Annotated in this window: 13 protein-coding genes; 8 read left to right on the top strand and 5 right to left on the bottom strand. The window is 73.1% G+C overall.

From position 1 onward, the window contains the following. Positions 1 to 44 precede the first annotated feature (44 nt). A complete protein-coding gene (locus B6R96_RS17615; protein WP_081522930.1) occupies positions 45 to 1,256 on the bottom strand; it encodes a DUF1266 domain-containing protein in 1,212 nt (403 codons plus the stop codon). Positions 1,257 to 1,266: 10 nt separating this feature from the next. Further along, a complete protein-coding gene (locus tag B6R96_RS17610) occupies positions 1,267 to 2,277 on the bottom strand; it encodes a TetR/AcrR family transcriptional regulator C-terminal domain-containing protein (protein ID WP_081522929.1) in 1,011 nt (336 codons plus the stop codon). Between the two features lie 166 nt (positions 2,278 to 2,443). Here B6R96_RS17610 and B6R96_RS17605 point away from each other — a divergent pair, with 166 nt between their 5' ends. The 3 genes from B6R96_RS17605 to B6R96_RS17595 all read left to right on the top strand — a co-directional run bounded on the left by B6R96_RS17605 (position 2,444) and on the right by B6R96_RS17595 (position 5,932). Continuing rightward, positions 2,444 to 3,553 (top strand): FAD-dependent monooxygenase, encoded by a 1,110-nt coding sequence (locus B6R96_RS17605; protein WP_081522928.1) that lies wholly within the window; start codon positions 2,444 to 2,446, stop codon positions 3,551 to 3,553. Positions 3,554 to 3,700: 147 nt separating this feature from the next. Then, positions 3,701 to 5,596: a C1 family peptidase gene (locus B6R96_RS17600; RefSeq protein WP_081522927.1), complete on the top strand. Its 1,896-nt coding sequence runs from the start codon at positions 3,701 to 3,703 to the stop codon at positions 5,594 to 5,596. Between the two features lie 15 nt (positions 5,597 to 5,611). Next, on the top strand, positions 5,612 to 5,932 hold the full coding sequence (locus B6R96_RS17595; RefSeq protein WP_081522926.1) for a protease inhibitor I42 family protein: 321 nt from the start codon (positions 5,612 to 5,614) through the stop codon (positions 5,930 to 5,932). Here the strand turns inward: B6R96_RS17595 and B6R96_RS17590 are convergent. Further along, positions 5,916 to 7,097 carry a DUF418 domain-containing protein gene (locus B6R96_RS17590; RefSeq protein ID WP_081522925.1) on the bottom strand — a complete coding sequence of 394 codons (1,182 nt, stop codon included), beginning with the start codon at positions 7,095 to 7,097 and terminating at the stop codon, positions 5,916 to 5,918. The genes B6R96_RS17595 and B6R96_RS17590 overlap by 17 nt on opposite strands. A 172-nt stretch (positions 7,098 to 7,269) precedes the next feature. Between B6R96_RS17590 and B6R96_RS17585 the strand changes: the two genes are divergently transcribed. After that, the gene (locus B6R96_RS17585; protein ID WP_030383824.1) at positions 7,270 to 7,920 is read left to right on the top strand and encodes a GntR family transcriptional regulator; all 651 of its coding nucleotides are present in this window, start codon (positions 7,270 to 7,272) and stop codon (positions 7,918 to 7,920) included. An 8-nt stretch (positions 7,921 to 7,928) separates the two neighbouring features. Beyond that, positions 7,929 to 9,311 (top strand): MFS transporter, encoded by a 1,383-nt coding sequence (locus B6R96_RS17580; protein WP_107475713.1) that lies wholly within the window; start codon positions 7,929 to 7,931, stop codon positions 9,309 to 9,311. Between the two features lie 80 nt (positions 9,312 to 9,391). Here the strand turns inward: B6R96_RS17580 and B6R96_RS17575 are convergent, their stop codons facing one another. Next, positions 9,392 to 10,222, bottom strand: a complete 831-nt coding sequence (locus B6R96_RS17575) for a maleylpyruvate isomerase family mycothiol-dependent enzyme (RefSeq protein WP_030383822.1) — start codon at positions 10,220 to 10,222, stop codon at positions 9,392 to 9,394. A 150-nt stretch (positions 10,223 to 10,372) separates the two neighbouring features. On the opposite strand from B6R96_RS17575, the gene B6R96_RS17570 reads away from it, so the two are divergent. After that, positions 10,373 to 11,149 (top strand): carbon-nitrogen family hydrolase, encoded by a 777-nt coding sequence (locus B6R96_RS17570; RefSeq protein WP_030383821.1) that lies wholly within the window; start codon positions 10,373 to 10,375, stop codon positions 11,147 to 11,149. A 163-nt stretch (positions 11,150 to 11,312) separates the two neighbouring features. Further along, entirely contained in the window at positions 11,313 to 11,624 is a 312-nt protein-coding gene (locus tag B6R96_RS17565; protein ID WP_234437604.1) for a hypothetical protein, read from the top strand. Here the strand turns inward: B6R96_RS17565 and B6R96_RS17560 are convergent. Then, a complete protein-coding gene (locus B6R96_RS17560; protein ID WP_081522923.1) occupies positions 11,596 to 12,117 on the bottom strand; it encodes an LURP-one-related/scramblase family protein in 522 nt (173 codons plus the stop codon). The genes B6R96_RS17565 and B6R96_RS17560 overlap by 29 nt on opposite strands. 32 nt (positions 12,118 to 12,149) lie before the next feature. Between B6R96_RS17560 and B6R96_RS17555 the strand changes: the two genes are divergently transcribed. Next, the gene (locus B6R96_RS17555; protein WP_081522922.1) at positions 12,150 to 12,962 is read left to right on the top strand and encodes a hypothetical protein; all 813 of its coding nucleotides are present in this window, start codon (positions 12,150 to 12,152) and stop codon (positions 12,960 to 12,962) included. Positions 12,963 to 12,979 lie beyond the last annotated feature (17 nt).

The raw sequence follows: 12,979 nt of genomic DNA, 5'->3' as shown, positions 1-12,979 counted from the left end.
GGGGGCCGGCCCGGCCGCCGGGGGATTGCGGCCGGGCCGGCCGACTACCCGAGGTTCCAGGGGATGTTGCGCCAGGGGCTCGCCGGGTCGGTCGTCAGCGCGAGGTGGGCGGCGAGGGCGGTGGTGTACCAGGTGCCGAACTCCTCCTCGTCGAAGTGCAGGCAGCGGCCGAGGACGTACCCGGCGGAGAACTCCTCCCACGAGCGGTACGTGTCGCGGGCGGCCTCCCCGGCGCGCAGGACGGCCTGCTCGGCCTCGTCGACGCTCCCGTAGCGGCAGCCGACGCCCCAGCGGGCCATCTGTGAGGCCCGGCCGATGTCCCAGCCCTCCACCGAGCGGACCCAGCCGTCCGCGGGGAGCAGTCCGTCGGCCCGGAAGCGCTGCTCGTAGCGGGCGATGCGGCCGATGAGGCGCCTGACACCGGCTATCTCCCCCTCCACCTCGGCGGCGGGGCGCGGCTGGGCGACGGTGACCCCGTCGGGGGTGAGCTGCGGCTCGGCGGCGCGTTGGGCGTTGCGGCGCAGGCTCGCCTCGGCGACGTGCCGCCAGTGCTCCACGTCGACCGGCCCGGCGAAGTCGGAGGCGAGGGCGCGCCGGACGCGGAGCGCGAACTCCCAGACGGGGCTGACCATCCCGCAGTCCAGCAGGGTGTGCAGGGTGGAGAGCCAGTCGGAGCGTTCGGTGATGCTCCAGCTCTTCGCGACGCGGCGGCGCTCGTACTGGTAGCCGCTGCCGTGGTAGGCGAGGGAGTTCCAGAACTCGCCGTTGGTCACGGCGAGATGACTGCCGACGGCGAGGCCGTGGGCGACGGGCCCGTGCAGCGGGCCGCCGGTGAAGAGGGCGTGGATCCTGCCCTCGGGCAGGCCGTAGTGCGGGGAGGCCTCCGCGTGGGTGCGCCAGCGGGCCAGGTCGGCCGGGGTGGTGGTGAGGTAGGCCTCGGCGGGGGAGCCCGGGTTCACGGCGAGGAAGGCGGGGTCGTCGGCGGCCCAGACCTCGGAGAACCAGCGCAGGCTGCGGGATTCGAAGACCGTCTCGGGGGTGGGGGCGGGCAGCATGCCGGCGGTGTGGACGACGAGCATCCGGTCCGGGGTGGAGTGGAAGAACACCGAGCCGGGGTGCGCGTCGGACTGTGCGCGGGACTGCGCGACGTACAGCGGTGTGCGGGCCAGTACGTCGAAGTACGCGGCCCAGTCGCCGGCGGTCTTGGCCCCGTACAGCTCTCTCTCGATGACGCTCGGCGCGATCCAGGTCCCCATACGGCCGAGCCTAGCCTTCGACGACGGGGGTGAGGCCGTCGAGTAGGGCCCGCAGGCCCGACTCGAAGAGCGCGTCGAGCCGCAGGTCGTAGCCGTCCTCGAAGGATCCGACCACCTTGGCGAAGGTCGGGAAGCGGCCGGAGTCCACCAGTTCCTGGAGGACGGGGGCGCGGCTGTCCATCCACTGGTCCTCCGACTGGCCCGTGGCGGCTTCGGCGTCGGCCTCCATCTCCAAGTGGACCGCCATGCCCTGGACATGGCTGTAGAGCAGGACGTGGATGTCGAAGAGGGTGTGCGGGTCGAGCCCGTGGCCGTCGAGCGCGGCCAGCATCCATTCGCCGTGGACCAGCAGGTTGGGCAGGAGCAACGGGCGGGTGAGGGAGCTGATCCGGGTCAGCCACGGGTGTTTGCGGTAGACGCGCCACAGGGTGCGGGCGCCCACCTCGATGCGCGTCCGCCAGTGGGCGGGGGCGTCGGCGGGGTAGGACTCCTCGCCGTAGGCGGCGTCGGCCATCAGGAGGATCAGGTCCTCCTTGCTCGGGACGTACCGGTAGGTCGACATGGTCGCGACGCCGAGCCGGGCCGCGACACCGCGCATGGAGAGCGCCGCGAGTCCTTCGGCGTCGGCGATGTCGACGGCGCTGCGGACGATCCGGGCGAGGGTCAGCTCCTGCTCGGAGGCCGGTGTCGCCGGTGTCGCCGGTGCCGCCGGTGCCGCCTGGGCTGCCGAGGTGTGCGCGGCGGCGGACGGACGGCTGCGGGGCGCTGCGGCGGGCGTGGGCGGGGCGGCGGTGGCGACGACCGTGCCGATCCGGGGGCGGGCCTCGACCAGGCCCTCCAGGCGCAGGGTGGTCAGGGCCTTGGTGGCGGTGGCGAGCGCGACGCCCCATTCGGCGGCGATCTGCCGGGTGGAGGGGACCCGATCGCCGGGGGCGAGTTCCCCGTCCGCGATGCGCCGCCGGATCGCGGTGACGATGCGCAGGTAGGGGGGATCCCCGGCCGCGCCTGTGGTCTGCGTCACGTTCTGCCGCCTTCCTGTCCTGTACTAGTGCAGAGGGTAGCAGCGGTGATGTCCCCCGGAGTCGCTCTGACCTAGTACAGCTGAGGAATTTTGCCAGTTGAGAGGCCTGCGCGTACGTCGTACATTCAGGATGCGTACAGCGTACAGACCAGTGAAGGAGCTTCTCATGCGGACCGTGCTCGTCTCCGGCGGCGGCATCGCCGGCCCCGTCCTCGCCCACCGCCTGCGCCGGCACGGCTTCGAGCCCACCGTCGTCGAGCGCGCCCCGGGCCCGCGCGCCGGCGGGCAGGCCGTGGACATCCGCGGCGTCGCCCTCGACGTCGTCGACCGCATGGGCCTGCTGGAGCGGGCGAGCCGCGTACGCACCCGGATGCGCGGCATGTCGATCCTCGGCCCCGACGGCAGCGGGGTGGACCGCTCCACCGAGTCGACCTTCAGCAGCGGCCGGCTCGACGGCGAGGACATCGAGGTGCTGCGCGAGGACCTGGTGCGGATGGTCCACGAACACACCCGCGCGGACGTCGAGTACCTCTTCGGCGACAGCATCACCGGGCTCGACGAGGACGCGAGCGGCGTGCGCGCCCGGTTCACGCACGCGGCGCCCCGCACCTTCGACCTCGTCGTCGGGGCGGACGGCCTGCACTCCACCGTGCGGCGCCTGGCCTTCGGCCCCGAGGAGGACTTCGTCCACCACCTGGGCAGCTACCTCTCGGTGTTCGGCGCGGACAACTTCCTCGCCCTGGAGGACTGGCAGATGTGGCTGCGCGACGGGGACATGGGCTTCGGCATCATGCCGGTGCGCGAGAACACCGAACTCCGGATCGCCTTCGGCTTCGAGTCCGGCCCGCTGGCCCCGGAGCTGCGGACCGGCGACGCCCTGCGGCGGCTCGTCGTCGACAGGCTGGAGTCCCTGCAGTGGGAAGGGGCCCGCCTGGCCGAGGCCGCCCGCAGGGCGCCCGACTTCTACTGCGACGCGATGGCCCAGATCCGCATGGACACGTGGTCGCGGGGCCGGGTCGTCCTGCTCGGCGACGCCGGCTACTGCCCCTCCCCGCTCTCGGGGCAGGGCACCAGCCTGGCCCTGGTGGGCGCCCACGTGCTCGCCGACAGCCTCGCGCAGGCACCGGACGACCACCTCGCCGCGTACGCCCGCTACGAGGAGCGGATGCGCCCCTTCGTCACCCTCAACCAGGCCCTGGCGACCGAGAACCCCGGCGGACCCGCCTCGGAGGAATCCGTGACCCGCGCCAAGCACGCGATCTCGCTGGACGGTTGAGCCCGCGGGAGCGGGCGGCGGCCGCCCCCGCGCCGTGGCACGCCCCCTCGTGCTGCCGCGCGACCGTGCGGACCCCCTTGACGCCCCAGTGCGCCCACGGGACGCTCCCGGGTCTTGAATCCGAACGGTTGCAGCTGGGGGGCCGCCATGCCGGAGGAATCTGTCCAGTCGGTGGGGGAGTTGCGGGCGCAGCTCGTCGCGCGGGGGGCGCGCTGGTCGGTCCTGGAACACCTCGCCGACGAGGAGCCCGTGCCGCGGCCTTCGCTCGGTCTGGAGCCCGGGGCCAACCTGACACCCGCCGAGGACGTGGGGGTGATCGACCTGCCGGGGATCATCGGCCATGCGAGCGGCAATCCGCACCTGACCCGGCGCCGGGCCGCCCACGGGCTGCTGCCCGGGACGCGAGGGACGGCGGTCCCGGCGCGGCCCGCCGCCGTGGACTGGCGCAGCCGCTGGGGCTGGCCGTGGATCACCAGGGTGAAGGACCAGAACCCGTGCGGTTCCTGCTGGGCCTTCGGCGCCGCGGGCCTGGTGGAGTCCATGGCCCGGATCGAGCACGACGTGTGGGCGGAGCGCTCCGAGGGGGACGTGCACGACGGTCTGCGCTTCACCTGCGGGCAGGGCAGCAATCCGGAGACCGCCCTCGACTGGATCACCTCGAACGGCGGGCTCGCCGACCCGGACTGCTGGCCGTACAGCACCCCGCCCGCGGGGCTGCCGGCCGCCCGCCGCGACGCCTGGCGCGCCGAGTACACGCCCAGCTGGGACCGGTCCGGCCGGACCGTGCGGATCACCGACTACGTCCGGCTCGGCGACGTGGAGCAGCAGAAGGTCTGGCTGGACACGGTCGGCCCGCTGACCGCCTGCTTCGACGTCTACGACGACTTCTTCGGGCTCGGCTCCGGCGTCTACCACCGCACCAGTGACCATCTCGCGGGCGGGCACTGCGTGTTGATCGTCGGCTACGACGACGCGGCCGGCTGCTGGCTGTTCAAGAACTCGTGGGGGACGGGTTACCACGTCGGCGGCTACGGCCGGATCGCCTACGGCGAGGTCAACATCGACCACTGGGTCAAGTGCGGCCTGCGCGGCACCAACATCGACCCGTGGACCAAGCGCCGCCTGCACACCGGCAACGTCTACGAGAGCGGCAACGGCCGCGCCCACCGCAACTTCGAGCTCCTCGCCACCACCACGGGCGGCCGTCTCCAGCACTGGTGGCGCGAGGGCGACGCCCCCTTCGCGTGGGCCCGCGCGGACACCTTCGCCCACGACGTCTCCGGCCAGCCCGCCTTCACCGGGACCACCTACAACCGCAACATGGAGTCCCTGCACGTGACGACCGGCGGCCGGCTGCGCCACTGGTACTTCGAGCAGTCCGTGCGCGTCTGGCGCGACGGCGGCGCCTTCGGCCCGGGCGACGCGGCCGTCGGCTCGACCCCGGCGTTCATCCAGAGCGACTACGGCAAGCCGGGCAACTTCGAGGTGGTGGTGCGGACCGCCGACGGACGGCTGAACCACTGGTGGCGCATCAACGGCGCCCCCTGGACCTGGAACGACGGCGGCCGCTTCGCCTCCGGCATCGCCCACTACGGGCCCGCCCTCGTCCAGACCCGCTCCCGCCACCTCGACCTCGTCGCCGCCCTCACCGACGGCCGCATGCAGCTGTGGTGGCGCGACGACCCGAACGGCTTCGCCTGGCGCGCCGGGGAGATCTTCGGCAGCGGTACGGCGGCCGTCTCCGCGCCCTGCCTGATCGAGGGCCAGTACGGGGCCGCCGACGAGGACACCGCCGGGAACTACGAGCTGTGCGTGGCCGTCGCCGGCGGTCGGGTGGAGCACTGGTGGCGCGGCAACGCGGGCGGATCGCCCTGGCGCCGCAGCGCGGTCTTCGGGCACGACGTCACCGCCGTCACCGGGATGCTCCAGGGCAGTTTCGGGTTCAACCTGGAAGTCATCGTCCTGCGCACCGACCGCCGCCTCCAGCACTACTGGCGGGACGGCGCGGGCTGGCACGAGGGGTCGGTGATCGGCCCCGTCTGAGAGGACCGGGCGGGCGTGGAGGTACGGAGCATCGTGCTGGGCCCGGGCGAGTCGTACGAGCTGCGGCTCACCGGGCGCGGCGCGCGCGGGTACGTGTGGACCTGGCAGGTCGGCGGGGACGCGGACGTGGTGACGGTGGCGGAGGGCCCGACGGCCTCCGGCGACGGCCTCCCCGGGGCCCCGGTCGAGCGGACCTACCTCGTCCGGGGCCGCCCGCCGGGTGGGGGCCGGGCCCGGATCCGCTTCGCGCAGGTCCGGCCGCCCTACCCGGACGAGGCCCCGTACGACGAGTTCGTGCTGGACGTGGAGGTCACCGCGGTCACCGGCGCGGCCTGAGGACGCTGCGCTGCACGGCCTCCAGCGGGCCGTGGTCGAAGCGGCGCAGCCACAGCCAGGATCCGGCGGCCAGGGCCAGGCTCACGCCGGCCCACAGTCCCATCACCCACCAGGGGCCGCTGCCGCCGAGGCGCTCGGCGAGGCCCAGCCCGATGCCGTAGCAGAGCAGCATGCAGAGCAGGTTCTGGGCGACGTAGCAGGACAGGGCGCTGCGGCCGACGGAGCCGAGGGCGGTGCGCACGGCGGCCGGGATCCAGCGCCGGTCGAGGGCGATGCCGATCAGGCCGATGTAGCCGAGGGCGAGCAGCGGGGCGGCGCCGTAGCGGCCCAGGAGGTAGAAGTCGGCGCCGCCGAGGGTGGTCGCGGCGTTCAGCGGCAGGCCGAGGCCCAGGCCCCAGGCGGCCATCCGGGTCCGGATGCGGCGGCCCTCGGCGGTGGCGGTGAAGGCGCCCGCGCGGTGCAGCCGCACTCCGAGCAGGAAGAGGAGGACGAGCAGCCCGAAGGAGAAGACCGGCTCGATGCGCAGGGCGAGGAAGTGCTCCAGGCGGAAGGCGATCTGGGCGGGCCAGCCGCCGTGGGCGTACAGCTCGACGGCGGCCGGGTCCGTGTCCTTGGGTGAGCCGTCGGGGCGACCCAGCGCGTCGAGGGTCACCAGGGAGACCAGCGCCAGGTGCACACCGCCGGCCGTCCACATGGCCCACCGCCGCACCTTCTCGGAGCGGGCCAGCAGCCACGCGACGAGCAGGGCGGTGACGGCGTACCCCATCAGCACGTCCCAGGCGAAGACGAGCACGAAGTGCACGGTGCCCTCGACGAAGAGGAAGGCGGCGCGGCGCGGGTAGCGGCCGGGCCATGGGTCGCCGCGGCGGGCGGCGGAGTCGTACTGGATGGCCAGGCCCACCCCGAACAGGACCGTCAGGAGTGCCAGGAACTTGCCGTCGGCGAGGAAGCGGAAGACGCTCTCGGCGAGGTGCGCGGCGGAGGGGTCGGCGAGCGGGTCCGGCGCCTTCAGCGCGCCCTGGAGCACCGACCACTCCGAGCCGGGCGAGGTGAAGATCCAGACGTTGGTCATCAGCGTGCCGAGGATGGCGGCGCCGCGCAGGACGTCCAGGAGGGGGAGCCTGGCGGTCTTCTGTGCCGCCGGGGCGAGCAGGGTGTCGGCCATGGATCCAGCGTCCCGGCGCGCGGGTGCCCGTACGTCCTGCGGGCGGACGAAGGCGGGGTACATCCTTCGATGCAGCGGGAGCGGCCGCGGCTCGTCCCCGTGGGCCGGCGGCCGCGGGTCCACATCCTGGACCCGTCACCGCATGCACCCCTGTTGTATCTATCCTGTGCGCATGCCAGCCCCCGCCAGTACCGTGACCGCCGCCGAGCGGGTCTACCAGCACGTCAAGCAGGGCGTGCTCGACCGCGCCTACGAGGGCGGCACCCTCCTCACCGAGGGCGAGCTCGCCTCGGCCGTCGGGGTGTCCCGCACACCCGTCCGCGAGGCGCTGCTGCGACTGGAGACCGAGGGGCTGCTGAAGCTCTACCCGAAGAAGGGCGCACTGGTCCTCCAGGTCTCCGCGCAGGAGATCACCGACGTCCTCGAAACCCGGCTGCTGGTCGAGGAGTTCACCGTACGCAGAGCCGTGCCGGCCCCGCCGGGCCTGCTGGACCGGCTCGCCGCCCTGCTCGACGAACAGCGCCGGCACGCAGCCGGCGGCGACCTCGCCGCGATGATGGCCGCCGACCGCGGTTTCCACGCCGAGATCGTGCGCAGCGCCGGCAACCAGATCCTGTGCCGCCTCTACGACCAACTGCGCGACCGGCAGCTGCGGATGGGCGTGGCCCTGCTGCACGCCCACCCGGAACGGCTGGACCGCACCCTCGCCGAGCACGCGGAGATCCTGGACGCGCTGCGTGCCGGGGACGCGGAGACGGCGGCCGCGGCGGTCCGCGGGCACATCGGCCGGGTCGAGGCCCTGGTGCGCGGACCGGGCCGGTGAAGGGGCCGGTGAGCGCCTCCCCCGCCAGCGCCGGCATACCCGCCGACCCGCCGGGCGGCGCGAGGGCCGTCGCCGTCTGGGGCATCGGCGTCGCCGTCTACTTCGTGGCGGTGATCTTCCGCACCAGCCTGGGCGTGGCCGGGCTCGACGCGGCCGACCGCTTCCACGTGAACGCCTCGGCGCTGGCCACGTTCTCCCTCCTCCAGCTGCTCGTCTACGCGGGCATGCAGATACCGGTGGGCCTGATGGTCGACCGGCTCGGCACCAAGAAGGTGCTGACGCTGGGCGCGGTGCTCTTCACCGTCGGCCAGCTCGGCTTCGCGCTGTCGCCCTCCTACGGGATGGCGCTCGCGGCGCGGGCGCTGCTGGGCTGCGGCGACGCGATGACCTTCATCTCGGTCCTGCGGCTCGGCACCCGGTGGTTCCCGGCCCGGCGCGGGCCGCTGATGGCCCAGCTGGCCGGGCTGGTCGGCATGGCGGGCAACCTCGTCTCCACCCTCGTCCTCGCCCCGGTCCTGCACGGGGTCGGCTGGACCGCCGCCTTCGCGGGCAGCGCGGTGGCGGGGCTGGTGGTCCTGGTCCCGCTGGTGCTGTTCCTGCGGGACCACCCGGAGGGGTACGGGCCGGCGCCGGTGCGGCGCGCGTCCGGCGCGACCGGTGCGACCGCGGGGTCCGGTGGGTCCGGTGGCTTCGTGCGCCGTCAGATCCGCGAGTCCTGGGCCGAACCGGGTACCCGGCTCGGCCTGTGGGTGCACTTCACCACGCAGTTCCCCGCGATGGTGTTCCTGCTGCTGTGGGGCATGCCCTTCCTGATCGAGGCGCAGGGGCTGTCCCGGACCACCGCGGGCGGACTGCTGACCCTGGTCGTCGCCTCGAACATGGCGCTCGGGCTGGCCTACGGCCAGATCGTCGGCCGCCGCCAGTCCGCGCGGATCCCGCTCGCCCTGGGCACGGTCGCCCTCACGGCCCTGCTGTGGGCGGCGGTCCTCGTGTACCCGGGGGACCGGGCGCCGATGTGGCTGCTGGTCGCCCTGTGCCTGGTCCTGGGCACCTGCGGACCGGCGTCGATGATCGGCTTCGACTTCGCCCGCCCGGCCAACCCGGCGGAACGCCAGGGCACCGCCTCCGGGATCACGAACATGGGCGGTTTCATCGCGTCCATGACCACCCTGCTGACGGTGGGCGTCCTGCTGGACGCCACCGGCGACAACTACCGCATCGCCTTCTCCACGGTCTTCGTCCTCGAAGCGGTGGGCGTGATCAGCATCCTGCGGCTGCGCCCGCTCGCCCTGGCCCGCGAAGCGGACCGGATCCGCGTCACGATCCCCGCGCAGGAGCCGGTGTCCCGGGCGTGCCCGCTGCCGGAAACGGCCGGGCGCGAGGGCCCGTAGGACCGCCGTCCACACCGCCGCCCCTACCCCCCCCGCCCGCGCCCCGCGTCACCGGGCGCGGGAGGGCCGGGCCGCGTCCGCTACGGGGTCACGGAGAACTGCGTGAGGATGGCGTCCGCCAGCTCGACGTCGCCCTCCACCTTCACCCGGTCCGCGACGGTGTGCGCCCGCACCCGGCCCGCCGCCAGCCGCACGTACGTCTCCCAGTCCAGCGTCAGGGTCACCGCCGGGCCCAGCGAGGGCGACTTGTCCACGGTCCCGCGGCCCTCCGCATCCACCCGTACCGTCCGCATGAACTCCAGCTGACCGTGCACGTCGATCACCACGGCCGAGTTCGCCGGCGCGCCCGCCCGCTTGGCCACCACCTTCGGCAGACCGGCCAGCAGTAGGTCCCGCACCACGTACGCGCCCGGCGAGTCCCAGTTCCCGGGGGCCCCCAGCGCCGCCCGCAGGTCCTGCTCGTGGATCCACACGTCGAAGGCCCGCAGCCGCAGCGCCTGCTCCAGCGTCACCTGGTCACCGAGCGGCCCGCGCACCATCGTGTCCGGATCCCGCTTCTCGTTGCGCAGCTGCCGCGAGCGCCGGATCACCGTGTACTCCAGCTCCGAGGTCATCTCCGGCGCGGTGTGGTGACGCCGTACGTCGACCTGCACCTCCATGTACCGGCTGAACTCGTCCACCACGTGCCGCAGGTCCCGCGCCACCGTGTGGATCGGCCGCGGATCCCCGAGCTGCTCGCACTCGATACCGATGATGTGTGACACGACGTCACGGACCGACCAGCCGGGACAGGGCGTCGCCCGGTTCCACTCGCCCTCCGTCAGAGGGAGGACCAACTCGGATATCGCCTCGATGGAGTGCGTCCACGCGTCGGCATAGGGCTGGAGGGCGGGATGCGGATGGACGGTCAACGGGACCCCTCGCGGTGCTGTTCAATGGCGCGTTTTAAGAAGCTGTGGACTCAGTTTCCAAAACTACGCTGCCGGTGAGCACCCCGGCAGTGCTTTCGTGTGACGATCGTAGGCCCGAGTTGACGGCTTGAACGCCAGGACGGTGGTAGTGTGCGCGCCTCGCTGATCCAAATCGCAGTGAACGAGGGCGAGTCGGTGTCTTCCCGACGTACCCGCGTGGCAGAACTCGTACGGGAGCAGGCGGACTCCGATCTCGTCGTCCTGCCGGAGCTGTGGCCGGTCGGCGCCTTCGCCTACGAGCAGTTCGAGACCGAGGCCGAACCCCTGGACGGTCCGACCTACGAGGCCATGTCCGAGGCGGCGCGCGAGGCCGGCGTCTGGCTCCACGCGGGCTCGATCGTGGAGCGCGCGGGCGACGGCTCCCTCTACAACACCGCCCTCGTCCTCTCCCCCGCGGGCGAGCTGGCCGCCACCTACCGGAAGATCCACCGCTTCGGCTTCGACCAGGGCGAGGCCGTGCTGATGTCGGCCGGGGACTCCCTGACGACGGTGGCCCTCCCGGAGCAGACCCTCGGCATCGCCACCTGCTACGACCTGCGCTTCCCCGAGCTGTTCCGCGGCCTGGTCGACGCCGGGGCCACGGCGATGGTCGTCGCGGCGGGCTGGCCCGCGCGCCGCCGTTCCCACTGGACCCTGCTGAGCCGGGCGCGCGCCGTGGAGGACCAGTCCTACGTCCTGGCGTGCGGGCTGGCCGGCACCCACGCGGGCGTGGAACAGGCCGGGCACAGCCTGGTGGTCGACCCGTGGGGCGAGGTGCTGGCCGAGGCGGGCCCCGGCGAGGAGGTCCTCACCGTGGACCTGGACCCGGCCAAGGTCCCCGAGACCCGCGCCCAGTTCCCGGCCCTGAAGGACCGCCGGCTGCGCTGACGGCATCGGGGGTGACCCCGGTGATGCCGTTGACGCCGGTCACCCTGTTGACTCCGTCGACCCCGGTTGGCGCCGGGGTTCGGGGGCAGAGGAGAGGGACGGGCGGCGCCGGCCGCCGGTACCGCGACGAGGACGAGCACGAGAACGAGGAGGCGGGTGCGCCGTGACGCATGACGCAGAGGACGTGCTGGAGGCCGCCCTGGACCCGCACGAGCCCGCCGCCGCGGAGATCGCCGCCCGCCGGCGCGTCCGGGACCGGGCCACCGGCCTGACCCACCACGAGGCGCACGCCGCCCTGGAGTCGGTGCTGGCGGACGCCGGCGACCTGGAGTCCGCCGAACCGTCCGTGCGCGCCGAGGCCGCCGAGTGGCACCGCATCACCGACCTCCTGTTCGACCACGGAGGCCCGTACGCGCCGGACACCGACGCCTACGTCCAGGGCCAGCTCACGGCCCGGGAACACCATCGGGACTGATCCCGCCCTCCCGCTCCTTCTCCGCCATCCGGATCACGCACACCGCGACCGCGATCAGCAGCGCCGCGTCCGCGTCCTCCCGGACCACGTCCACCGCGTACGTCTCGCGCAGGCGGTACCACTGACGCGAGACCAGCGCGAGCAGCTCCCCGTCGTACTCGACCTTGAACTCGCGGTCCAGAATGCGCCCGCTGACGTCGAGCTCCGTGCCCTCGGCCAGGGTCACGCGGAAGTGATTGCGCAGCAGCGAGAGCCGTTTCCGGCGGATCACCGCGAGCCGCTGCTCGTCCCGCTCCAGCGTCATCGCGTCCCGCAGGGTGAACAGCTTCTCCCGCAGGGTGATCAGGATCAGCCCGTCCGGATCCTTCAGCTCCAGCGTGTCCCGGAAGCGCAGCGCCTTCCCGTCGACGAGGAAGGCGTGCCGCCCGTCCTCGTCCTCGATCCAGTAGTCGTCCCCGATGGCCAGCATTTTGTCCCGAACGAGGTATTTCATGCGCTGATCAGTGCCCGCGATAGGTTGCCCTCATGCCCCTGCTCTACGTGACCGACCTGGCGTACCCCGCACGCGGCCGCCGCTACTGCGACGAGGACATATTCCTCACGTCCCGGCTGCGCGCCGAGTTCGACCTGGCCCTGTGCCATCCCGCGGACGCGGAGGCGCTGCTGCCGCTCGGCTTCGACGCGGTGATCGTCCGCAACAGCGGCCCGGTCCTGCACTACCAGGAGGCCTACGACTCCTTCCGCGCGGCCGCCCTCGCCACCGGGGCCCGCGTCTACAACCCGCTCACCGGCCGCGCCGACATGGCGGGCAAGCAGTACCTCCTGGACCTGACGGCCGCCGGCTACCCCGTCATCCCGACGATCGACGACCCCGCCCGGCTCGCGGAACTGCCGCAGGTCCCCCAGTACGCGGTCAAGCCGAAGCAGGGCGCCGACTCCATCGGCCTCACCTTCACCGCGACGCCGGACGGGCCGCCCGGGGCCGTGCTGATCCAGCCGCGCATCGACTTCACGTACGAGGTGTCCTTCTACTTCGTCGACGACGCCTTCCAGTACGCGCTCCACGCCCCCGATCCGGCCCGCCGCTGGGAACTGGCGCCCTACACCCCGACCGACGCGGACCTGGCCTTCGCCCGCTCCTTCGTCGACTGGAACACCCTCGACCACGGCATCCAGCGCGTGGACGCCTGCCGGGCACCGTCCGGCGAACTGCTCCTCGTCGAGCTGGAGGACCTGAACCCGTACCTGTCCCTGGACCTCGTCCCGGCGCCGGTACAGGACGCCTTCGTCGGCGCGCTCACAAGATCCCTCCACACCTTCCTCAGCACCACCGCCTGATGTCAGACCCGGCTGCC

This window comes from Streptomyces sp. Sge12 (assembly GCF_002080455.1).
In the GTDB taxonomy this organism is placed as follows: domain Bacteria; phylum Actinomycetota; class Actinomycetes; order Streptomycetales; family Streptomycetaceae; genus Streptomyces.
The sequence above is the reverse complement of the archived record's forward strand: the minus strand, read 5'-3'. Positions and strand labels throughout refer to the sequence as shown.

Coding starts and splice junctions, on each gene's coding strand:
- B6R96_RS17615 (WP_081522930.1), bottom strand. CDS start 1,256: ATGGGGACCTGGATCGCGCCGAGCGTCATCGAGAGAGAGCTGTACGGG.
- B6R96_RS17605 (WP_081522928.1), top strand. CDS start 2,444: ATGCGGACCGTGCTCGTCTCCGGCGGCGGCATCGCCGGCCCCGTCCTC.
- B6R96_RS17600 (WP_081522927.1), top strand. CDS start 3,701: ATGCCGGAGGAATCTGTCCAGTCGGTGGGGGAGTTGCGGGCGCAGCTC.
- B6R96_RS17590 (WP_081522925.1), bottom strand. CDS start 7,097: ATGGCCGACACCCTGCTCGCCCCGGCGGCACAGAAGACCGCCAGGCTC.
- B6R96_RS17585 (WP_030383824.1), top strand. CDS start 7,270: ATGCCAGCCCCCGCCAGTACCGTGACCGCCGCCGAGCGGGTCTACCAG.
- B6R96_RS17560 (WP_081522923.1), bottom strand. CDS start 12,117: ATGAAATACCTCGTTCGGGACAAAATGCTGGCCATCGGGGACGACTAC.
- B6R96_RS17555 (WP_081522922.1), top strand. CDS start 12,150: ATGCCCCTGCTCTACGTGACCGACCTGGCGTACCCCGCACGCGGCCGC.